Source organism: Collimonas fungivorans (assembly GCF_028292705.1).
Classification (GTDB): Bacteria; Pseudomonadota; Gammaproteobacteria; order Burkholderiales; family Burkholderiaceae_D; genus Collimonas; species Collimonas fungivorans_B.
The window spans coordinates 1-20,113 of the sequence record NZ_JAQGLV010000247.1 but is presented as its reverse complement, the minus strand read 5'-3'; the positions used below and the strand labels follow the sequence as shown (position 1 = coordinate 20,113).

General features: G+C 55.9%; 23 protein-coding genes and 1 pseudogene. 20 read left to right on the top strand and 4 right to left on the bottom strand.

Annotated elements, in window-relative coordinates; genetic code table 11:
• Nucleotide 1: 1 nt before the first annotated feature.
• The gene (locus JWQ61_RS14115) at nucleotides 2-430 is read left to right on the top strand and encodes a hypothetical protein (RefSeq protein WP_304361079.1); all 429 of its coding nucleotides are present in this window, start codon (nucleotides 2-4) and stop codon (nucleotides 428-430) included.
• Here the strand turns inward: JWQ61_RS14115 and JWQ61_RS14110 are convergent, their stop codons facing one another.
• Nucleotides 431-802 (bottom strand): type II toxin-antitoxin system VapC family toxin, encoded by a 372-nt coding sequence (locus JWQ61_RS14110; RefSeq protein WP_304361078.1) that lies wholly within the window; start codon nucleotides 800-802, stop codon nucleotides 431-433. It lies immediately after the preceding gene.
• Nucleotides 802-996 carry a type II toxin-antitoxin system VapB family antitoxin gene (locus tag JWQ61_RS14105; RefSeq protein WP_304361077.1) on the bottom strand — a complete coding sequence of 65 codons (195 nt, stop codon included), beginning with the start codon at nucleotides 994-996 and terminating at the stop codon, nucleotides 802-804. Before JWQ61_RS14105 ends, JWQ61_RS14110 begins: the two co-directional genes overlap by 1 nt.
• A 147-nt stretch (nucleotides 997-1,143) precedes the next feature.
• Between JWQ61_RS14105 and JWQ61_RS14100 the strand changes: the two genes are divergently transcribed.
• Genes JWQ61_RS14100 through JWQ61_RS14090 form a run of 3 tightly spaced genes read left to right on the top strand, consistent with a single transcriptional unit; the run spans nucleotide 1,144 to nucleotide 5,864 of the window.
• Nucleotides 1,144-2,682, top strand: a complete 1,539-nt coding sequence (locus JWQ61_RS14100; protein WP_304361076.1) for a hypothetical protein — start codon at nucleotides 1,144-1,146, stop codon at nucleotides 2,680-2,682.
• On the top strand, nucleotides 2,669-3,499 hold the full coding sequence (locus tag JWQ61_RS14095) for a hypothetical protein (RefSeq protein ID WP_304361075.1): 831 nt from the start codon (nucleotides 2,669-2,671) through the stop codon (nucleotides 3,497-3,499). Before JWQ61_RS14100 ends, JWQ61_RS14095 begins: the two co-directional genes overlap by 14 nt.
• A gap of 1 nt (nucleotide 3,500) precedes the next feature.
• On the top strand, nucleotides 3,501-5,864 hold the full coding sequence (locus JWQ61_RS14090) for a hypothetical protein (protein WP_304361074.1): 2,364 nt from the start codon (nucleotides 3,501-3,503) through the stop codon (nucleotides 5,862-5,864).
• Between the two features lie 19 nt (nucleotides 5,865-5,883).
• Here JWQ61_RS14090 and JWQ61_RS14085 read toward each other — a convergent pair whose 3' ends face one another.
• The gene (locus JWQ61_RS14085; RefSeq protein ID WP_304361073.1) at nucleotides 5,884-6,222 is read right to left on the bottom strand and encodes an H-NS histone family protein; all 339 of its coding nucleotides are present in this window, start codon (nucleotides 6,220-6,222) and stop codon (nucleotides 5,884-5,886) included.
• Nucleotides 6,223-6,406: 184 nt separating this feature from the next.
• On the opposite strand from JWQ61_RS14085, the gene JWQ61_RS14080 reads away from it, so the two are divergent.
• From JWQ61_RS14080 to JWQ61_RS14010, 15 genes are all read left to right on the top strand, one after another.
• Nucleotides 6,407-6,895 carry a hypothetical protein gene (locus JWQ61_RS14080; protein WP_304361072.1) on the top strand — a complete coding sequence of 163 codons (489 nt, stop codon included), beginning with the start codon at nucleotides 6,407-6,409 and terminating at the stop codon, nucleotides 6,893-6,895.
• A gap of 5 nt (nucleotides 6,896-6,900) precedes the next feature.
• A complete protein-coding gene (locus JWQ61_RS14075) occupies nucleotides 6,901-7,386 on the top strand; it encodes a hypothetical protein (RefSeq protein ID WP_304361071.1) in 486 nt (161 codons plus the stop codon).
• A gap of 3 nt (nucleotides 7,387-7,389) precedes the next feature.
• Nucleotides 7,390-8,283 (top strand): hypothetical protein, encoded by an 894-nt coding sequence (locus JWQ61_RS14070; RefSeq protein WP_304361070.1) that lies wholly within the window; start codon nucleotides 7,390-7,392, stop codon nucleotides 8,281-8,283.
• 3 nt (nucleotides 8,284-8,286) lie between these two features.
• Nucleotides 8,287-8,880, top strand: a complete 594-nt coding sequence (locus JWQ61_RS14065) for a hypothetical protein (protein ID WP_304361069.1) — start codon at nucleotides 8,287-8,289, stop codon at nucleotides 8,878-8,880.
• A gap of 21 nt (nucleotides 8,881-8,901) precedes the next feature.
• On the top strand, nucleotides 8,902-9,378 hold the full coding sequence (locus tag JWQ61_RS14060) for a hypothetical protein (RefSeq protein ID WP_304361068.1): 477 nt from the start codon (nucleotides 8,902-8,904) through the stop codon (nucleotides 9,376-9,378).
• Nucleotides 9,379-9,507: 129 nt separating this feature from the next.
• The gene (locus tag JWQ61_RS14055) at nucleotides 9,508-11,181 is read left to right on the top strand and encodes a hypothetical protein (protein ID WP_304361067.1); all 1,674 of its coding nucleotides are present in this window, start codon (nucleotides 9,508-9,510) and stop codon (nucleotides 11,179-11,181) included.
• Between the two features lie 27 nt (nucleotides 11,182-11,208).
• Nucleotides 11,209-11,637, top strand: coding sequence for a hypothetical protein (locus JWQ61_RS14050; protein ID WP_304361066.1), 429 nt, complete (start codon nucleotides 11,209-11,211; stop codon nucleotides 11,635-11,637).
• Nucleotides 11,638-11,646: 9 nt separating this feature from the next.
• On the top strand, nucleotides 11,647-13,266 hold the full coding sequence (locus tag JWQ61_RS14045) for a hypothetical protein (RefSeq protein WP_304361065.1): 1,620 nt from the start codon (nucleotides 11,647-11,649) through the stop codon (nucleotides 13,264-13,266).
• 28 nt (nucleotides 13,267-13,294) lie between these two features.
• The gene (locus JWQ61_RS14040) at nucleotides 13,295-13,996 is read left to right on the top strand and encodes a hypothetical protein (RefSeq protein WP_304361064.1); all 702 of its coding nucleotides are present in this window, start codon (nucleotides 13,295-13,297) and stop codon (nucleotides 13,994-13,996) included.
• 82 nt (nucleotides 13,997-14,078) lie between these two features.
• Nucleotides 14,079-14,897, top strand: a complete 819-nt coding sequence (locus JWQ61_RS14035) for a hypothetical protein (protein ID WP_304361063.1) — start codon at nucleotides 14,079-14,081, stop codon at nucleotides 14,895-14,897.
• 19 nt (nucleotides 14,898-14,916) lie between these two features.
• Nucleotides 14,917-15,708, top strand: coding sequence for a hypothetical protein (locus tag JWQ61_RS14030; protein WP_304361062.1), 792 nt, complete (start codon nucleotides 14,917-14,919; stop codon nucleotides 15,706-15,708).
• A gap of 248 nt (nucleotides 15,709-15,956) precedes the next feature.
• Complete coding sequence (locus tag JWQ61_RS14025) at nucleotides 15,957-16,316, top strand: holin (RefSeq protein ID WP_304361061.1); 360 nt, start codon at nucleotides 15,957-15,959, stop codon at nucleotides 16,314-16,316.
• On the top strand, nucleotides 16,300-16,566 hold the full coding sequence (locus JWQ61_RS14020) for a hypothetical protein (RefSeq protein ID WP_304361060.1): 267 nt from the start codon (nucleotides 16,300-16,302) through the stop codon (nucleotides 16,564-16,566). Before JWQ61_RS14025 ends, JWQ61_RS14020 begins: the two co-directional genes overlap by 17 nt.
• Entirely contained in the window at nucleotides 16,563-17,219 is a 657-nt protein-coding gene (locus JWQ61_RS14015) for a glycoside hydrolase family 19 protein (RefSeq protein ID WP_304361059.1), read from the top strand. The genes JWQ61_RS14020 and JWQ61_RS14015 overlap by 4 nt, the downstream gene beginning before the upstream one ends.
• Nucleotides 17,216-17,740, top strand: coding sequence for a hypothetical protein (locus JWQ61_RS14010; protein WP_304361058.1), 525 nt, complete (start codon nucleotides 17,216-17,218; stop codon nucleotides 17,738-17,740). The genes JWQ61_RS14015 and JWQ61_RS14010 overlap by 4 nt, the downstream gene beginning before the upstream one ends.
• A 303-nt stretch (nucleotides 17,741-18,043) precedes the next feature.
• Here the strand turns inward: JWQ61_RS14010 and JWQ61_RS14005 are convergent.
• A pseudogene (locus JWQ61_RS14005) lies at nucleotides 18,044-19,006 on the bottom strand (tyrosine-type recombinase/integrase); the annotation flags it as partial.
• Nucleotides 19,007-19,308: 302 nt separating this feature from the next.
• Between JWQ61_RS14005 and JWQ61_RS14000 the strand changes: the two are divergent.
• Nucleotides 19,309-20,113, top strand: an 805-nt coding sequence (locus JWQ61_RS14000; protein ID WP_304361057.1) for an SDR family NAD(P)-dependent oxidoreductase, incomplete at its 3' end; no start/stop codon positions are given.

Here is a 20,113-nt window from a genome sequence, read left to right as displayed (position 1 = left end):
CATGCAATTCATTAATTATTTGCCCGATCAGGACTACCTAGCTGACAAGCTGGTGGACTATCGGGTGGAGTTTGATAAAAACAATCCAGGTCAATCGCATAGCGAGTTCATGGCGAGGCTTGCCAACAAGATAGTGCGCGCTGCGCCGCAGAATTATCTGCGCTTTGGTCCGTATTGGTGGGCATTGAAGGCAGCACTGATCGCACGTGGCTACGCGTACTCTGGTGAGCTTGAGCCGTTGCTGGCGAGCACATATAGTGGTCAGAATGAGCAATGGGAGTTTGATGCCGACGTTACGATCGTTGCCGCCTTTGAGTTTGCTGAGGTGTACGGTGCTACCCAATTTCAAGGCGTGCGGCAATTCGACCTTTTCGGCAATGGCGAGTTTTACGTGTTGATGGATGAGAGCGTCGAGATGACGCCCTTGTAATTAGTGCGTCATAGGTTCAAACGCCAGCCCCATTTCATCGGCGATGACCTTGAGGCGCTTGTCTCGGGTCCATAAGCGGGCAGCATGGATTGCCGTGCTGGCCAGCAGATGCGTATCGATGTATCCAATGCCACGCCCCATGAGTTTGTGTTGTTCAATGAAGAACAATGTTTCCTCGTTCGTGGCAGTTGGTAATTGCGGTAGCGATTGCAATAAATTTAAGATTTCATTTCGGTTGCCGAGGCTGCCGCATGCGAGCTCGCCGATGACGAAAGGGTGACAATAACCCCTTCCCATTTCTAATAGTCCAGCGAGTGCTGGAGTGCCGGCGCGCAAGTGGTCAATCCAGATGGATGTATCGACCAATATCATTACGCCTCGCTTTTGCGACGTGATATTTCTTGCAATTGTGGTTCGCTGCCGCCTAAACGCGCCAAGCGACGCGCGCTTTCGCGCTGAATTAATGCGTTCAGCGCTTCCTTCAGCAGGGCATTGCGTTCATCTAAGCCGCACAATGTTTGCGCGCGGGCAAGAAGGGCATCATCTAAATTGACTGTGGTACGCATAGGGGGCTCCTAGTAAATAAATGAACCAATTATAGCATCAATTGATGATTAAATTGGTTCTTTATGTATTTTCCGAGATGGAAACCGCCGAATAGTCGTGCGCATCTTTTGCCCGACAATGCTGAATACAGACGATTCAGAGCGAACATGGCAAAAGACACTGAGAAGAATGCGCCCGGCCTCTTCGGTAAAATGGGCACGTCGGCAAAAAAATGGTTTTCCGGGAACGTCGAGAAGGTGGACGACCTGGGCAAAGATGACCCGTATGCTTTTGATTTTGGGGCTGCATCGCAGTCTCTCCTGGGTACTGGTCGCCGCGCCGCCCGTATGCGCGCGCAGATTTATCAGAAATGGTCGTTTATGGAAGGCGACCCCATTGTGTCCGGCGCGCTGTCGCTGATCGTCACGTCTGCACTCGGCGGGCATGAGACGACCGGCAATACGGTGTTCATCGAAAAAAAAGCCGAGACTATCAAAAATATCAAGCTCGCCAAGATGGTTGATGAGATCGATGCTGCCTTAACGCCCAAGCTCAATCAAATGGCGCATTGCATGGCCTATAACGGCGCGACCTTCGGGGACAGCTATGCCCGGCCCTATGTGGACAGCAGTGGCATCCGTGAATTGTATTTCGGTGAGATTGTCCGGCCACCCATGGTGCAAGCTTATGAGAAGGGCAACCGCACCGTAGGATACATGGTGTATTCGGGGGCAAAGGCTATCGAGCGGCTGGATACAACGCAGCTACTGCGTCTCAAGATGCCGCGGCTGGTGTGGGTACCGCAATTTGCGGTGCAGGACAAGGTTATCAAGATGGCCTTGTCGGAGAATGACCTGGATGAGCTGCCGATCCTGCCGTCGATGGTGGGTGGCTCATTCCTGCACCAGGCGGAAGAAGCATATGACCACCTGTATGCCTCATTGCTTGGCTTGATCGGCCAGCGCTTCGCCGATTCGATTGATGAGCGCGTGCTGGGGTTCAATGGCGACGGCATGACGGGAGACCAGAAGAAGAAATTTGGCGATGGCGTCATGACCATGCTGAAGCAGGCTAAGCAACGTGCGCAGTGGGCGATTGAACATGGTCAGCCGATTCTGGAGAAGTTTACTACGGTGCTGCCGTACCACGGCGACAAGCAGCTCACGAACCTGTCGCAGCTGGTTGGCGATTCGGGTCGCAATGGCGAGCTGTCGATCGAGGATGTGATGATGCATGCGCGCCTCCTGGGTGGCGCGCTGGGGGTAGACCTGTCGATGGTGGGTTTCGCCGATCAGCTATCCGGCGGGTTGGGCGACGGCGGCTTCTTCCGCGTCAGCGCCCAAGTGGCGGAAAAATCTCGCATCATCCGTGGCGCGCTGTCCGACTTCTTCAATTCGGTGATTGATCTGCACACGATGCACCGGTATGGGATTGTCTTTTCTGAGGAAGAGCGTCCCTGGAACATCAATTTCTACGGTTCGATTTCGGCCATGGAAGCAGAGAAGCAGCGAACGCGCCTGGAGTCGGCAAATTCAGCGGCCATGCTGGCGCAGGTCATGTCCCAGATTAAAGAGATGGGTCTGGATGAAGAGACGACCGCCATGTTCCTGGCGAAGCAAATGTTGCTTGATGAAGATGAGGCGGCTGCCTACGCCAAGGCCATGGCCGCTAAAGCTGTCGAGGAGAGCGACATTGGGACTGTTTGATAACGTTGCCAATAGCATTGTCTTGCCGAAGAGCGCCGGCGCCATTGCGGCCATTGGCCAGGCCAAGAAATATCTACCGCCGCGCTTGGGCGCGCTGGTCAATACGGGCTTGGGTGTCGGCAATAAGCTGCTAAGCGGCGATCTCGGCGGTGCCGCACTCTCTGTCCTGGATTCAGGTCTACTCGCGAATTATTTCCCGCGCGTGGACGGCCTGGCCGCGTTGGCAGCCTATTGGGCCACGCCGACGCCGCTCCTGGGCGGCATCACGCCGGCGGAAGCCAAGGCGATTTTTGATGAATGCTCGGCAACCCGGTATGCCAAGAAAAACCTGTTTCTGATTGAAATCACCGATCTCATGCCTTCCAGCATGGATTCGTTGGTATCGAAGCTGATGATCGGCGACGGCGCCAGCATGTTCAACCTGTTTGCGACTGAAGTAAATTATTCGCCCTGGACGATTACTGGGGACAAGATGCGGATCGGATCCGCGTCGATAGATTCGGTGCATAGCTTGGAATCTGTCGATCTGCGACTCACGACCATGGACGATTCGGTGGGTACGCTCAAAAAATGGTTTGAATCGAAGGCGGCAGCGGCGACCAAGCGGGACGGGTGCGTCGGCGTACCCATCGAATACCTGGTCAAGATCCGTATCTTGCATTCCTTTATTACCGATGCCAGCAATCGCGGCGGCTACGAGAGCGTTCTATATATGCGCCCGGCCAGCATTGAATTTGACCTGTCGCGGCGAGACGACACGGTGCAAGAAATTCAAATGACGTTCTCGCAGTTCGATTCCTTCTTTCCGGTAGCCTGACATGACCATTCAATCCGATAGCTTTGGCTTCCTGGTAGGTGATCCTGCTGATTGGGGCGAAGCGCTGAAATTATGGGCGGCTATTCTGGATGACGTGCGTGGCATCCGCCAGGCGCTCACCTCAAGTGCTGCTGCCGCTAAACGGGCTACCCAGAGCAGCACGGCTCCAGCTCTTGCGTTACCGCGCCGTCAAAGCGCCGCGGCTGCCAAGGTGGTACAGATCACCTCCAGGGCGGTTGTACAGCCCACATCGTTGCTGAAGACGGCGGTTGTCAGTAAGGATGTGCTGCGGGCGGCCTTTCCTACAACTGTGCGCCGCGATGCCAATGGCAGGTTCGTGCGGACAGATCGGGCGATTACGCCAAATGCGCCGCGCGCCGGGCAAGATCAGCCGAGTGAACGCAATGGAAAGGGCGATAGTACCGATGGCCGCTCGGCTGTTTCCGGAAGAATCGGCGCGGTGGGATCCATGGCATCGAATGCGATCGACCGCGCGCCGGATGTGGATCCTGCCATCGCCGCCGCCAAGGAGCTCAGTGCGATTGTGACGCCGGTCGGACGTGGTTTCGGCAAGATGCTTGGCCGCGATGGAGAAGAAAAGAAGAAGGTTATTTGGTTCAAGCGACTCTGGACAGAGTTACGGGGGTTACGTCGGGATGAGACGGAATTCAACAAGGCGCAACTGCGCAAGCTGGCCGCGATTGAGAAGAAGCCCGCCGCCGGCAGCAGCTCAGGAGGATTGCTGAACCGTTTGGCGTCAAAAATTCCCGGACTCGGGATGCTGGGGAATTTGCTAGGCAAGGGTGGTAAGGGGCTATTCGGGCTGGGTAAAGGGGCGTTCCGACGCTTGCCGTTGCTGGGGGCAATGCTGGCGGGCGGTTCTGCGCTGGCCAGCATGTTCGATAGCGATGATCCTGACAAAACGCAGGCAGAAAATCGGAAAGGCCGCTTTGTCGGGGCCGGCAGTGGCATCGGTGCGTTGATTGGCGGCGGCATAGGGCTGGCTTTTGGCGGTCCGATTGGCGCGATGATCGGCGGTTTCATCGGTGACAAGCTGGGGGAAGTCACCGGCGAATGGTTATCCACCTTTGACTGGAAAGAGATCGGCGGCAAGATCACGGCAACCTGGGACGCTGGCGTTCAGAAATTCAGTGACGGCTGGGATGCGATTACGGGCTTTTTTAAGGATAAATTTGACATTGCCAGGAATGCCGCCAATGTGGTGAAGGATCTCGCCGTTCAGGCGGGAAACGCTGCTAACGAGGTTGTCAAAGAAAAAACTGGTGTTGATGTCAAGACGAACGTGACCAATGCCGCTACGGCAGTCAAGAATACGGCTGTTGCTGCTGTGGAGACTGTTGATCAGCATGTGGTCAAACCAGTGACGGCCGCCGCTGGCGCCGCTGCCAATTATGGACAAGAGCGGGTTGCCAAGATGGCCGCACCCATTGGCCGGGTGGTCAATGAGCGCTGGCAGGCCGCGAAGGACTACCTGGTCGGCGGGGCGAGCTCCGCTGGTGTCGATCCTGGTGTGGTGGCGCAGATCGCGCATTTCGAGAGTGGCTTCAATAAGGACGCCGCCCCGATCCAGAAAAACGGTAAGAAGCTGTCGAGCGCCCACGGCTACGGCCAGTTTATCGATGGTACTTGGACCGACATGATCAATAAGTATGGTGGCAAGTATGGTGTTGATGGCGCCGGGAAATTGTCGAAGCAAGATGCAGAGAAGTACCGGAGCGATCCTAAAATTCAGGCTGGCATGCTAGCTGAATTTACTCGGGAAAATATTGCAAAGGGGAGGAAGCTCGGCGGGACGGACGACGCGGCGAACGTCTTCGCGTATCACAATCTCGGTGACGGGGATGCTGGCCGCATCCTGAAAGCGGTGAAAAATAATCCAGAAACCTCTGTGCGGGATGCGCTGGTGGGTGGTCGTGAGGTCAGCGATAGCGAGCGCTTGCGGATTGAGGCCGTCATCAAAAACAATAAAAGCCTGTATGGTGACGGGACGATCTCTGCCGGCGTTGCCTATAACAATATGGGCAACAAAATGCGCATGGGCGAGTTCTTCGCGCAGGATGCGAGAGCGATGCAGGCGAAGAGTACTATGCCCTCGCTAGCGATGACGCCACAAACGCCGGCGGTGCCGAATATCTCTGCCGTTCCGAACATACCGACCGCACCTGCTATAGCGAAGATGCCGGATATCCCCGAGATCGCGTCAATATTGCCGGCGACGCAGCTTAATGCCAGACCGTCCAATGCATCGGTGACGGTCGTGGCGCCAAAGTCTGATGTCGGACAAGATTTACGTGACCGAAAAATTGCTCATATAGTGACGGGGGGGATGTCAGTAGGTGGCTAGCAATTAAATAGGAGATTGGTCATACCTTCAAGGCATCTAGAGACTGACCACTTGCTTCCCATTCCTGTATCCATTTGGGCTGACGACCGCGACCGGTCCATTGCAAGGAAGTATTTACTGGGTGACGGTAGCGCACGGCAACTTTGGCTTTCGCAGGGCGGTTGCTAGGACGCGATGATGCTGTGAGCAGATCTTCTAGCGAAATACCTGCTTGTTGCGCTATGGCTAATATCTTTTGTCGTGCCTGAATACGCTCGTCATGTTCTTGGATTTTTATTTCTTCTTCAATTTTCTCAAGTAGTGCGCGTAGTTCGATAATGGATAGGTTTGATATATTCATAATGGTTTTCGTAGTCATTTAATGTATTCAAACGGTATTAAATATTGCGGAATTAAGAACATATCAGATTTTGTCAGACATAAGGTGCCATTCAGGTTTTGATAAGAAATGATTTGTGCAAAGATGGAAAACGTCCCCGTCCTAGGCTTTCATGAGCCGGTAAAGTTAGGCCCATCATCTAACTTACCCGCATGAGGGCACCATGACCGTATCCAATCCCGCTTACTTGCAGAGCCTGTACAACACCGCTCGGGCGATGGGCGACAAAGCCATCTCCAGCGACGCCGCCTTCGAAATCGAGGGTTTTGAGCAAATGTGGCTGCTGACCAAGCAGTTTCCGTGGCCTGAGCTCTCCAGCGCCGGTGAAATTGAAATCCCCATGCCGCTCGGCGCGGCGAAATGGGAGGCGCAACAGGTCAAAATCAACCAGCAAGGCCAAATCACCTTGATGGAGACCAAGGCCGGCCACGTCTCTAAAATGATGCTGAACCTGATTCGTACCGGCGGCAAGTTCAATGCCAAGGTGTATGAAGGCACGCCGTCCCAGTTCTCTGTTGCGAAGCCGATCTACGATTGCTTCATCCAGCTGGATAACCCGGACCGTGATTGGGAAAACCGTTCGCAGGTGCTCAATATCTCGGGCACGCTGTTTTTCCATTATTTCAATGAAGAAATTCCGGGCAATATTTAAGCGTCATGGCGGAGTTTTCTAAAGCGCTGAAGGAGCTGGCCTTGCTCTTTCTGGCAAAGGAACGGCCGGTGGGCATCGTGTTGGAAGAAGAAACGGTGCTTGCCCAGGCGCTGGCCGCCGCCAGATATTGCGGTGGCTATGGCGCATTTGACGCGTTGCTGCCAGCGGTGGCTGTTGCAGAGATGTCGTCGGAAGCACGTGATCCCTGGGAGTCTTCATCGTCGTACCCACGTTTTCCTGTTCCGGACAACCTGTACCCGACGAGCGACTTTGTCGAGATCGACACGCCGCTGACGCAGAGCGAATGGGCGATTGTGCGTCCGTTGTTCATTCTCTACGTCGAGCGCGAAAACGCCGTCTACCTGGAGGCGTCGCGCTCGCTCGGCGTGGACGTCTATGGCCGCTCGGCCTCTGAAATCGCCCAAGACATCGTTCAAAGGGAGGTGGACGTGCAGCGCCTGATGTTCTGCATGCCTATCGTGACGGTGTAGACCATGCAATTGATCCTGTCATCGGGCACGGTGCTGCGCGGCGATCTGTTGCTGAGCGCCTGTCTGCATTCTGATCTAGCACCGGTGCCGATGACGCTAGAAGCCGTCGTCAGGGCGACAGAGGCAACGGTAGCGGGGCTCAAGCAAGGTGAAACCATCAGCATCGCCAGTGAGGGCTACGTATTTCGCATCGTTCAGGTTCAGCGCAGCAAGGTGTCGGCCAACGTCCAGGGCAGCGAACAGATGGCTGCTTTACACATTGTGGCGCTGTTTGAGCCTTGTCATCAAATCGCGTTCCGTCGCAAGACGGCAGTAATCAAAGAGGGCGCCACGCTGGGTAGTATTTACGGCGCGTGTGGCGCACGCGTCAAGATCAATGCGGATTATCCGATTGCACGCTTTGCCTGTTATGCCGGCGGCGTGCCGAGCTACGAAGTCGCCAAGGTGCTGCAGGAAGAGGGTGGCGCCATTTATACGGATGGCCGTGAAGTCACGTTCATTCGTCTGCAGGACATTTTTAAGCAAGAGCCTATATTGCGTCTGGAGCAGGATACGACTGAGAATATCGATAGCGGCTTCATGGAGCGCCACGAGGTGCCGTCTTTCTTTTCGATTGATGCGTCCGGTACATTTGTCTATGGCAATCGTTCCAAGGTGCGTGCTATTGGTTATCAACCAAGGACCGATACCCGCATGCTGTGGAACATGACGCGCGCCTTGATTCAGAAAAAGATCTTGAAATCCGACTATCTCCCGACTGTTAATGCCGGCAAGGTCATTCAGATAGAGCGGATCAACTACGCCATCATCACTGCTGCGCATGCCTTCGAGAGCGGATCGGACGGCGGTGACAGCCGCCTGTATTCCAAGTTCTGGCTTGGCACGCTGGAGGAATAACGCATGCTGCCTTCCCGTATCCCCGGCATTGTCTACTCCTACTTGGCGGCCTCGCGTGAGTGTCGTGTCGAAATTCCCGGCCTGACAGATGGCGCCGATGTGCTGCCGCTGGCGGAAATTGAGTATCCGATTGGCGACAAGAGCAAAGCGGCCAGCCATGCGACCGAGATCGAGATCGTGCCAGGTGATCTTGTCTGGTTGGCATTCGAGGGCGGCGATCCGCGCTATCCGATCATTACCGGCTTTCGCAATGCCAGGGCCGGCAATGCGATCGACTGGCGGCGCTGGCATCACGCGAACATCGAATTGACCGCGGACGGGATATTCCGTGTCAACTGCGCACGCTACGAGATCAATGCCAGTGAGATGGTCGACGTGAAAACGCCGCAGGCGACGTTTTCCGAGAAGGTGACGTCTGTCGGCTTGCTCACCTATCAGGCTGGGCTGGCGGGATCTAACGGCGGTGGCGGCCCAGGAGCACAAATTCACGGTGGCATTGAGAATACCGGCGGAGAGATTGTCAGCAACGGTATTGGGGTGGAATCGCACCATCACGACGAACACGACGGCCCACCTACTGGCCGGGCAAAAGCATAATCAACAATAACAAGGAACGGTATGGCAAAGAATCTCATTTTCAGTTTTGACGACATGGGCAGCAAGAAAGATGCGGCGACGCGCGCAGTGGTGCGCTACTTCGCGCGTGCGGGCTCCCATATCGTCCAGGGCGACGTGTCGCCCAATATCAAGCGCTCATCCGGTGTCTCCTACCGCGAAATGGTGCTGACGTTTGCCGATAGCCAGGTGGTGACGTTTTCCATTAAGCAATCGGGAGATATATTTCAGGTCAAGCTGAACGGGAAGATTGTGCCGCTTAAAAGCCAGGAAGACCAGGCAGCGGCCATTGGCGAGATGGTCGGCATGATGGATGCCGGTCGCTCGAAATTCCAGGCCGCCATGGCGAAGGTGCGTATCCAGTTACCGGACAGCATACGGACAGCGGCGCCAAAAATGGAAGTCGCTCTACAGGAAAAATCGGCTGCGCTGGATGTCGCCATCGCTGCCATCACGGAAGATATTGCAGCATTGGCCTAAATTCCGCGAAGATGGAAAACCGCCAAAAATAGCACTGCGTCACCGCGTAATAATGGAATTGCACATACCGCGTGGGTACTTCACCTGCGCCGACATTGGGGCAAATCTTAATTACGACAAGGGTGATCTATGCCAAAGCAACATGCGGAATATAACAACGCAAAAACAGAAAAAGTCAGTACGTTTTACACGAAATTGAAGGAAACAGCGGTCAGCAGCACCGGCGTGTTTGATTCTGCCAGCGCCGGCGCATTCATTGCCGACGCCCAGAGCCTGTCCGCATCGATTACCGGTGTCGAGGTTCCAGAGGATCTGCAGATCCTTTTTGATGAGTTGGGTGAAGGCCGTGCCGGCATCGCCGGCGCTATTTTGGATGGTGCCGCCTTTTACGAGGCAGAACACGGGGTGGAACCGACTGCGGACGTGTTGCAATGGGCTATTCACCAGGCCTACGCGACATCAGAAAATGCGCGCTCCAGGTACAAGCTCGACTCGGCGTCCAACCTGGCGCACGATCCCATGTCCTTGCAACAAAATCGCGCCGTGATCTCAATCACTGCCGCCATGGCTGAAGCCATTCCTGTAGCGAACTATCTGCCTGCCGATATCGGTTCTAACGAAGCGCCACTGGTGATCGTCTCACACGAAGCCGGCAGCACCTTCGGTCACTATGGCGCCGGCGACCTAATGGACGGCGTCCTGAGCGGCCGGGCCTATACCTCCGCACAGCGTACCCACCTGTTGAAACGTACCGGTGACGACTTCGGCGGCAAGGTTACGCCGATTCAACTGGCGGCGGATACCTGCGATCAGGATGCGCCGTCGGCCAAGTTGCTCAAGGGCCGCACCATCATCTATATCAATGGCTTGCCGGTGGCGAAAGAGACCAGCGCTGATGCGCCAGCGTCGGCCTCGCCGATTAGCGGCTATGTCCGCCTGGGCGGCACGCTTTTTACTGTTTCAGGTTCGATGAACTCGGATACTGGCGCCGTGAAAGTCACGACTGTGCCGGCCTTACCAGCGAACACCACAGTGATCGCCGAAGCGGTGATCGATTTCGAGAACAACAAGGGCATTATCCCGATCGTCAATACCATTGCGACACGCTTTATTCTGCGCGCCTCGCCATGGAAGGCCAACGCCTTTGTGTCGACCGATAGCCAAACACAGATGGCGAACGAAATCGGTTTGAATCCCATGGGCGAATCGATGCTGGCCATTCGCAACCAGTTTGCCAATGAGCGTCATTACCAGGTGCTGGAGAAGGCCGCGCGTATTGGCGCCAATAACGCCATGGTCTGGGATTTTAAATGGGATACCCAGGGTCTGGAAAAGACCCGCGCGCAGATCTGGCAGGACGGTTCCTGCATTCTCGGTGCGGCTAGCCAGCAAATGGCCGAAGACACTATGGATCACGGCATCACCCATTTGTACGTCTCCAAGAAGATGGCGGCGATGCTTCTGGGCTTGCCGAACACGCTGTTTACGCCATCGGGCGTGACTGCACGTCCTGGTATTTATCGCGTCGGCCGCCTGTTTGGCCTGTACGAAGTGTATTACTCGCCGCGCATCGTGGACGTGGATCATAAAACCTCGCGGATTATCTGTATCGGTCGCTCGACTCAGGTGGCGCGCAACCCATTCGTCCTCGGTGACGCCGTGGCGCCGATGTTGATCAACATGAACGCCGACGAAGACCAGCGCTACAAGCAAGGCTTTTATGCGCGTAACTTCACGGCGGTCAATCCGCATCTCCCGTCGGCCATGGGATGTGCTGTCATTGAAGTGATCAATCTCGACTAATTCATCCACACCGAAGGAGCTGCACAAATGGCAAGCACATTACATTTGGGCGCTTCTTCCCTGACGGGGAAGAGCGTCAATACATTGGTTGAAGAGGCATTCGGGAAATCCGAGTTTCCTCTCGACTTGCGACTTACGAATCACACACCGCGCTACCTGGTGTTTCCGGATATCCGAGCCGAGCTGAAGCCGAACTTCAGCGCGCCAGACAACCAGATCGATGTGACGTTCAAGGATCACGCCCAGCTGACGCGCTTTGCGTCGGATGTGGATTCCTTGTCGGAACTGAACCAATGGGCTGATGCGATGGCACTGGATGCGTTGGACGACGCTCAACCTGAAGAGGTGGCCGCCAAGGCTCCCGCCGCCGGCAAAGGCCAGAAAAAGGCCGGTGCTGAATCGAAGTCGCCGGCGGACATGCCAGCGGACGACGCGGCCAATACCGACAAAAAATAAGGATCTTCTATGTCTACTGCTTTTAACCGGCAGCTTGGCTCTCAATCGGGCGTGCAATTGAATCCTTTGCGGGATATGACCGATGGCTACGCGCCGGATAATTCCGATCAGGTGTTCGGCATCGTCATGCGCGCCACCCGCGGGCGTATCGACAAGCCGTTCCGGGTCAATCGCGGCAATTTCCAAAAGAAGCTCGGCCGCGGCGAGTCGTTGCGCGCATCGGCGCTCAATGAGGCGCATATCCACGTCTATGAAGCCTTGCAAAAGGGCGCAGCCTCAGCGGTGGTGCAGCGCCTGACGACCAGTACCGCCGTGCTGTCGACCATCATCGTGACCCAGCCGGAAGTGCCGGCGACGGATCTTGTTTTCAGTGTAGCTACTGCCGTACCGACCGAAAAGCCATTTTTGTTATCGATAAAGCATCTTGAATGTTACAACGACGGTGTGGTGGTCGAGCTGCACGCCGACCCGGTGACGGAGAATGGCGCACCCGTCGCTAATCGCCTGGTGACACTGCGATTGCGCGACAAAGACCGCAATGCGCTGTACGAATTTGTGGGTTCGCTCAATCCGGACGCCCTGGACGATTATCAGCAAAGCGCCTATTTGCCCGATGTAGTGGAGCGCACGACTGATAACGTTGAGGTGCTGGTGGGCGGTGGCGCCCAGATTGCGCCGACCTCGAATGCCTACGGGCGAGATACTAATGGTCGGCCCAAGTTCGCCATCTCTCCGGTGATGGCCTATTTTACCGAGGGCAGCACCGCCTACGGTGTAGCGGACTTTGCGCGCGCGCGGGATTTGCTGCAGAAGACGGAGCACGACTACGCCTATATCGTCAGTGGCGGTTCGCACGCGTCGGCGCTGCTATCTGCCTTGGCCCAGCTGGCCTATGACACCAATCGGCAGTTTGCTTGGGACGTGCCAGGCACGCTGTCGCCAGAAGCGGCCATTGCCTTCATGGCGCAATTGAATTTCGATTCTCATTACTGCCAGGCGTACTGGGCGCCCTTGAAGTCTGACGACCCGCTGGGCTTGAATGGCAAAGTGGTGCTTGGCACCTCGGCGTACAACGTGGCACGGCGCTGCTTGCGCAATGCCCAAACGGATGCCAATGGCTTTGCGCCAAAAAACTATCCGATTGCCGGTAAAAATTGGCCGCTGGATAGAACGAGTATTGTGCAGATCCATACGCCTGACGACGACTTGAGCGATCTGGCTGATGCCAAGATCAATCCGGTGATCTACGCCAAATACAACGGCGGCGGCAAATACGTATTCAGCGACTCCTTGACTTGCGCTAAAACGGCGGTCTCCATGAAAAAGCTGATCTCAGTGGCTGATATGTCCAGCGCGATTGATGACTGGGTCACGCGCTTTGCCAAAGAGGCATTGCAGCTCCCCATGGAAGTGTCCGTCAAAAAGACTGATGCCTTCCTCAAAAAGCTGTTCAAGGACGCCAAAACGGCGAAATGGATTGTGCCCAGCGCCGAGATGGACGGGGAAGCGTTTCAGTACGTGGTGCAACCCAATGCGCTGCGGCCGGCGGATCGCATGGACGTGTCCTATTCCTTGAAATATGACGGCACCAATCGCCAAACGTTCGTTACCCAAACACTTTCCCGCTAATCGGGCTTTACAAAATGAAAGGAAGAAGATGAGTCATTTAGCTGCAACAGCGATCCGCAATACCTTGTTTGGCAAGGATGTTGCGCACAAAGGCCGGCAGACGATACTGGATTCAGCGTCAGATGACGAAGGCGGCAATGCCGCGGCGGACTACGCCGCGACACATATCGCACTGGGCGTCGCATCAACCATCCAGGAGTGGGTTGAAACCGATGATCTGGATGAAGACGAAACCTTGGCTGATCGCCTCCTGGCGAATATGGTTGGCCTGGTGGACGCGAACAAAGACGGTGAGCTGAGCGACGACGAGGCCGACGTGCTGGAGACGGCATTGGAATTCGCCTGGGACTACCTGGCCGAGAAGGGTGTCTCGGATGAGGATTGCAGCAAGCTCCTCAACGATTGGGACGAAGCAGCCGCTGACCGGATCCGGGATCTTCTGGCCGCTAGCATGCCGGATGGCGATGATGCGTCCAGCGCCGATATCGACAATTTTGTATTTGGCGACGAGGGCAGCGACGCGGTGCTGGACGCCACCTACAAGAAGCGCATGGTAATTCGCAAGGGGAAGAAAGTGCGGATCAACAAGCGTATCTCGGGCCGCGTTCGCCTGACCGCCAAGCAGAAAGTCAGCATTCGCAAGGCGCAGATGAAGGCGCACACGGCCAGCGCCACCATGCGCCGCATGAAGTCAATGCGGCTCAACCGAAAGATGGGCTTGAGCAAGTAATCGTTCTCAACTTGAATTAACACTTCAATACAGCGGGCAGCCAGGTGAATCGGCTGCCCGCAATTTTATGTCAGGCAGAAATATGGCAGCACCAGGGCATGGTACGACGGCAGACCAACAAATCCTCGGTTCCCAGTGGCTAGGACTCTCCGAGCATTTGATCGCCAAGATTTATCCGGTTGACAACAAGGGGCTGCGGGAAGGGCAGGAACAAATCGAGGTGCATGCACCGGTGACCGCCGGCGGCAATATGGAAGCGACCTTGAATTGGCAATCCCCGTTCGAGCAAAGCAGCCCTGATAGCAAAGCGCCGGCTTTGATTGCCATGTTGCAGTCAGGGGCGTTACTACCCGGAATGAATGATTTTTACTCCTTCTTCGGACGGAACTCGAAGTCGGGACCCGGTAGTGCCGATGTCGGTGCAATCGAGCGCAATATTAAGAAATTTGAAGGCCGCACCGGCATCACCAAATTGAACTCGACACAGATTTTTACTGGGATGCCACCTATTAAAATCAATGTGTCACTGGTGTTTCGCGCGTTTAGCGATCCCAAAAGGGAGGTGGCAGCACCGCTGCAGCAGCTATGGGCCTGGGCGCTGCCACAGAAACTCAGTGGCGATAGCCTGGTTGCGCGCGCCGCCGGCGGTGGCGATGGCATCGACGGGGCGATCAACAGCATGTTCCCGTCCGTTGCGCCCCAGCTAATCGGTTTTCAGTATAAGCAGCGGACCTTGGCGCCGATGGTGATCGAGACGATCGGCGAGCCGATTGACGCCCCTATTGACCAAGACGGTTATTACACGGAAATCACCATTCCCTTGACGCTGGCGACCCTGACCGCGCTGGATCGCGACGACCTGAAGAAAATCATGGCGCCGAGTTCCTATTCATCCAATTAAGTAAGGAATATTGAATTTTATGATTGCTTTCTCCCCCCTCAGAACTCGCCGCCTCGCGGTCAAACTGCGCGAGCTCTCCATTGTGAATGCCGGCGCGCTGGTTGCCGTGCCGTCCGAGCGTTTTGAAGAATCGACCACGACTTTCCTGCAGATGGTCATCGAGTCGGCCGATGCGCCGACGGAGCGCCATGTCACCGACCCGAAAAACTGGACGGTGCAGGAGCGCATGTTGGTTGTCGGCCACTACCTGGCCCACACCACAGGAGAAGAGGGCGGCGGCGCCAATTTCATGCTGGGCGACGGCCATTACATGGACTACTTGAATGTCAGTCGAGACACACCGGACTTCCCCATCGCCCTGGGTAGCCATGGCGGCGACGAATGGCAGATATCACCCGTGACGGGCGCAATGGCGGAAGCCATTGAACAATTGCACGGCCATATTCCAAAGGTGGCCGGCCAGTTGCATTGGATGCTGGGCGTCATGGCTGCGCAGCTTTTACGGGTGGGCGAGCTGACCCCGGATCCAGCGTCGGATTCCCTGAACTACCTGGAGTGGCTGAAAAACCGCATGCAGGTGATCAGTGAATATCCGGAATCGGAATTTTTGGGGCTATATGCCATGCGCCACCGTGGAAACAAGCTGCTGATGCACTTCTTTGAGACGGTCGAAATGGATGAGGGATTCGTGGCATTACCACATGAGGGATCGGAGGCAGAGTCGTTGCCTCCGGCCCGATTTCCAGTTTCAGCCTGCGTCAGTGAGTTCGCGAAAAGAGTTACTGGAAAACCTGCGCAACATGGCGGTTAGCTTGAGTTTATATTCAAGCACCTCGTATCCAGAGGCGATGCGTATGGGGATCTCGGATGCGAGGGACTTTCTGGAATCTAAAACGTTTGATACCTGGGTGAAGAATCGGGAGCTGGAGCAAAAGGTGCAGCTTGCTTTAGTAGGGCGCCTGGATGGGGTTATCAAGGCGATAGGGTCACTAGGTAAGGTAATTAGTCGATAGGGCAATGTGGTGTTCCTGCCGACGCAGATCATTGATGGGAAGAGGGATGGCAGAACCAACAAGCACGCTAGCGGCAGTATGGCTGGGAATCACGAAATACGTTTTACCACTATTGCCGGGGGCAGTCGGATCGGCGGTCGCTCTGAAATTTCTGGGCGACGGCTTGAACTGGTGGCAGAAGCTTTCCAGTTTCGCCGCCGGCCTGGCATGCGCAGTCTACATTGCGCCGATCCTGATCGATTGGTTCGCGATTACCGGTGCGCGAACTCATTCCGGTATCGAATTTCTGGTTGGTTTATTTGCGCTGGCGACAGCACGCGAGATGTTTAAGGAAATCAACGAAGCGGACATCATCGGCACGCTCAAGCGCCGGTATCTGGGAGCTAAAAATGATTCAACTAATTAATATGCTGGCTAACTTGGTGCTGCTGGTGTTTTGCTTGTGGGCGGTACTAAACACGCAACTCGAAACCAAGGTGTTCGGTACGGTCGCGCTGTCCCTGGTCGCGATTACGTCGTTCGTGAACATCGTGCGGCCAGATACCTTTGGTTTCTGGAGCGAGCAATCTGAGGTGGTATCGAATGTGGCGGTCGCTGTTCTGGCCGTATGGTTTTGGCGGCGCTGGTATCAGTGCAACTGCCTGGGGAAACGATGAATCTGTCCGCCTCCCAGCTCTCAACGGCTTTGCTGATTCCTACTGCGCGTGCTGCGGATTGGGCGATCCCGATCAACGCGGCTATGAGTGAGTTCGGCATCGGCACGCCGGCAAGGTGTGCGGCTTTCATTGCGCAAATCGGCCATGAAAGTGCAGGGCTGTCTCGCTTATCCGAGTCGTTTGATTATTCGGCGCAAGGGCTGATTGCCACCTTTGGCAAGCGTATTGCCGCTTATGCAGTTGGGTTTGGTCGCCAGCCAGGAGAAAAGATCGTACCGCTGGAACGCCAGATCCGGATCGCCAACATCGTCTACGCTAATCGCTACGGAAATGGCGATGTCGCTTCCGGCGATGGTTGGCGCTACCGGGGCAGCGGCCTGAAGCAAATTACGTTTCGCGATAACTATGCAGCATGTTCGACTGCACTTTGTGTTGATTGCGTTGCTGTCCCGCAGCGGCTTTCCACAGACAGGGCACTTGCGGCCCGCTCGGCAGGATGGTTCTGGCACTCGATTGGTGGCAATGCCTATGCCGATAGGGGCGATTTTGATGGACTGTCGACACGGATTAATGGCGCCGGCATCACAGCAGAAAGCTTGGCTGCGCGGCGCGCGCGCTGGGTGGCATGCAAAAGTTCCTTGGGGGTCGTATGAGCCTATTGAAAGAGGTGTTGCCACGGTGGGCGCGTTGGCTGGCCCTCGCTTCGGCTGCTGCTGTGTTCGGGACGATCTGCTACAACAAAGGCAAGCAGGGCGAGGGTGAAAAACACATTGCCTACGTTAATCAACAGGCCGAGCGTTCAAACAAAATCGCCAAAGCACAGCGGGTCGTCGTCGCGCAGACACAGATCAAGTACGTTGATCGCATCAAGACCATTTACGTCAAGGGAGAAATCGTTGAAAAGCAAGTGCCGATCTATATTACACAGGCAGATAACGCTCGCTTTGCTGTTAATACCGGCTTTGTGCGCTTGTACGACGCCGCCTGGGCAGGTGATGATCCCGGACCTGCCACCGACTCTGACCGAGAACCCGCCGGAATTTCGCTTGCTCAGGTCGCTGCCGTCGACGCCGGCAACGCAACCAGTTGTCACGCCTGGCGAGAATTGGCGTTAGGGCTGCGCGAGTATTATGCACATCTACAAACGGCCACAAATGCGATCAAACAGTTTTAATGACTGTTGGACGCAACAGATTGCAGGGGCAACTATGCCAAGGGCCGCTGTGTTTTTGCGCCAGCGCCAGCTTCGATTAAAGCTGTCCTGTGCGGCCTTTTCAACGTTCTGATATTGTTACCTTGCCATGAAAACGGGTGACCGTAGGGATTCGTACAATTTTGGACAATAAGCCTAAAAATAATAAAGATTTTTTTTATAACCAGATTTACCATTGAGCGTGAATTGACGCCATATAGCCTATTCTGAGCGTAAAGCCATCATTACAGGTAACATGGTGCCATTTTGATAATTCTCTGTAATCTAGAAGTTGGTATCAATCCCAGACGCCTTACCGAATTGTCGAGCCCGCTTGGTTTCGTCAGTGTGCAGGTAAATCGGTGTTGTCGACATCGAAGCGTGGCGCAGGTTGTCGCGAACAGCCGTCAGTTCCGCGCCTCGTTCCAAGGCATGTGTTACATGGGTGTGGTGCATCCAATGGGGTGTTGCATGCAGCAATTTTTCGGCCGCCGCCGGATGATCTCCAGCGATGGTGTCCGCCGCCAAGGCAAAGAACCTGCGCTTTATCTCCCACAAGCGCGCCGCTGTGATGCCGGCATCGCTCCCGTCCAGACTTTCGATCAACGGCGTTGCCGGATTCCAGTGCGTCCGGCTGACTGGCAGGCCGCGCTCCAACAGATAACGGTCTAGCGCCGTACGCGCCAGCGGTGGCAAAGTCACCTTGCCGGTCTTGCCGCCTTTCCCAATGACATGCAGCCAGTGATCGCCGACGACATCGACTTCGATGTTTCGTAGGGTGGCATGGACCAGCTCGCTGATGCGCAATCCAGTCCCATACCCGAAATCGAGCATGAAACACAATCGCCGAGTAGCGGACACCTCCCAGCGATACGACCATTCGAGCCCGTTGGCGATGGCGCGAATCAGCAGCCATTCGCCTTCGGTGAAGGCGTGAGAAGTCTCCAGCGTCGTCGTGCGCTTGCTGCCGCGCACCTTGAGGCCGACGAACGGGTTGGCCAGTACGTAGCGCTGTTGAATTAACCAGCGAAACAATGCGCCGAGTATCGACAGCATATGGGCGGTCGAGCGGGCCGACAGGCCGCGGACGAACGGCCTCCACTCCGGCGATGACCTCGTCCGCGGCGGACCAACCCAGCGCTCGCGCGGCATTGGCTTGCGCAGGAAGCTACGGTAGTCCGTGGCATCTTCGATAGCCAGCGACGACAGCGCCTTGCCGCGTTCGACGATCGCTCATAGGATCAGCTGCTTCCTTGTCGTCAAAGACTTGGTATGGTAAAGGGTGAAAAGAGCGAACGGTTCTTTTTCGCGCAGTTGAGTATTGACAGCGCCCACCTGAATCCGAAGCATCTCGACAAGTCTGTCGGCACGATGCGAGCCTGGAGTTTGAGTTTATTGTAATTTCGCATCAGGCTTCGATATCAACTTCCATTTATTTATTGCAAAGCTAAGATTTTGCGATTATCATTGGTCCAGCCAATGGACCTACGGACCAATTATTGCTAGGTAGCAAATATGCTATGGGCAAAAATAATCTGGAGACTGTGTTAATGAGACTGCAAGGAAAACGCATCCTGGTGACGGCGGCAGGCCAGGACATAGGACGCGCCAGCGCCTTGATGTTTGCGCGCGAAGGCGCGCATGTGCTGGCGACCGACATCAACCAGGACGCGCTGAACCAGACCGCCGCACTGGCCCACGCCGCCAGCGCCGAGCTCGGCACCCGGCATCTCGACGTCACCGATGCCAAGGCCGCATTGGCGCAGGCAGGTCTGCCTTTCGACGTGCTGTTCAATTGCGCCGGGTTTGTCCATCACGGCAGCATTCTCGATTGCACCGAACAGGACTGGGAGTTCTCCTGGAATCTCAACGTGTCCTCCATGTACCGCCTGATCCACACGCTGCTGCCGGGCATGTTGGCGCAGGGCGACGGCTCCATCATCAACATGGCGTCGGCTGCCTCCAGCGTCAAAGGCGTGCCCAACCGCTGCGTCTACGGCGCCACCAAGGCGGCGGCGATCGGCCTGACCAAGGCAGTTGCGGCCGATTTTGTCGCCAAAGGCACCGAAGTCGCGCGCGCTATTTTCGGCGCCGACCGTCTCGACGCTGGGGAAATCCGGGTGCACGGCGCCGCGGTGAGAATCAAATCGCCCCGGGATGCGGTGGCGCACGGCATAGGCTACCTGTCGGAAGACCGCAAGCACTTCGGCCTGGCGACCGGTCTGGAAGTCAAGACCAATGTCGCCATGTCGAGCATGAACCGGTTCCTGACCCAGGGCCTGTTCCTGGACCAGGCGGCGATCCGCGACACCGCGCAGGATTACGTGCGGCAGCTGAGCATCAAGACGCCGTCGG

What these genes read in the sequence shown, in the direction of transcription:
- JWQ61_RS14115 (WP_304361079.1), top strand. Translation starts at nt 2, where the DNA reads ATGCAATTCATTAATTATTTGCCCGATCAGGACTACCTAGCTGACAAG.
- JWQ61_RS14110 (WP_304361078.1), bottom strand. Translation starts at nt 802, where the DNA reads ATGATATTGGTCGATACATCCATCTGGATTGACCACTTGCGCGCCGGC.
- JWQ61_RS14105 (WP_304361077.1), bottom strand. Translation starts at nt 996, where the DNA reads ATGCGTACCACAGTCAATTTAGATGATGCCCTTCTTGCCCGCGCGCAA.
- JWQ61_RS14100 (WP_304361076.1), top strand. Translation starts at nt 1,144, where the DNA reads ATGGCAAAAGACACTGAGAAGAATGCGCCCGGCCTCTTCGGTAAAATG.
- JWQ61_RS14090 (WP_304361074.1), top strand. Translation starts at nt 3,501, where the DNA reads ATGACCATTCAATCCGATAGCTTTGGCTTCCTGGTAGGTGATCCTGCT.
- JWQ61_RS14085 (WP_304361073.1), bottom strand. Translation starts at nt 6,222, where the DNA reads ATGACTACGAAAACCATTATGAATATATCAAACCTATCCATTATCGAA.
- JWQ61_RS14080 (WP_304361072.1), top strand. Translation starts at nt 6,407, where the DNA reads ATGACCGTATCCAATCCCGCTTACTTGCAGAGCCTGTACAACACCGCT.
- JWQ61_RS14075 (WP_304361071.1), top strand. Translation starts at nt 6,901, where the DNA reads ATGGCGGAGTTTTCTAAAGCGCTGAAGGAGCTGGCCTTGCTCTTTCTG.
- JWQ61_RS14070 (WP_304361070.1), top strand. Translation starts at nt 7,390, where the DNA reads ATGCAATTGATCCTGTCATCGGGCACGGTGCTGCGCGGCGATCTGTTG.
- JWQ61_RS14065 (WP_304361069.1), top strand. Translation starts at nt 8,287, where the DNA reads ATGCTGCCTTCCCGTATCCCCGGCATTGTCTACTCCTACTTGGCGGCC.
- JWQ61_RS14060 (WP_304361068.1), top strand. Translation starts at nt 8,902, where the DNA reads ATGGCAAAGAATCTCATTTTCAGTTTTGACGACATGGGCAGCAAGAAA.
- JWQ61_RS14055 (WP_304361067.1), top strand. Translation starts at nt 9,508, where the DNA reads ATGCCAAAGCAACATGCGGAATATAACAACGCAAAAACAGAAAAAGTC.
- JWQ61_RS14050 (WP_304361066.1), top strand. Translation starts at nt 11,209, where the DNA reads ATGGCAAGCACATTACATTTGGGCGCTTCTTCCCTGACGGGGAAGAGC.
- JWQ61_RS14045 (WP_304361065.1), top strand. Translation starts at nt 11,647, where the DNA reads ATGTCTACTGCTTTTAACCGGCAGCTTGGCTCTCAATCGGGCGTGCAA.
- JWQ61_RS14040 (WP_304361064.1), top strand. Translation starts at nt 13,295, where the DNA reads ATGAGTCATTTAGCTGCAACAGCGATCCGCAATACCTTGTTTGGCAAG.
- JWQ61_RS14035 (WP_304361063.1), top strand. Translation starts at nt 14,079, where the DNA reads ATGGCAGCACCAGGGCATGGTACGACGGCAGACCAACAAATCCTCGGT.
- JWQ61_RS14030 (WP_304361062.1), top strand. Translation starts at nt 14,917, where the DNA reads ATGATTGCTTTCTCCCCCCTCAGAACTCGCCGCCTCGCGGTCAAACTG.
- JWQ61_RS14025 (WP_304361061.1), top strand. Translation starts at nt 15,957, where the DNA reads ATGGCAGAACCAACAAGCACGCTAGCGGCAGTATGGCTGGGAATCACG.
- JWQ61_RS14020 (WP_304361060.1), top strand. Translation starts at nt 16,300, where the DNA reads ATGATTCAACTAATTAATATGCTGGCTAACTTGGTGCTGCTGGTGTTT.
- JWQ61_RS14015 (WP_304361059.1), top strand. Translation starts at nt 16,563, where the DNA reads ATGAATCTGTCCGCCTCCCAGCTCTCAACGGCTTTGCTGATTCCTACT.
- JWQ61_RS14010 (WP_304361058.1), top strand. Translation starts at nt 17,216, where the DNA reads ATGAGCCTATTGAAAGAGGTGTTGCCACGGTGGGCGCGTTGGCTGGCC.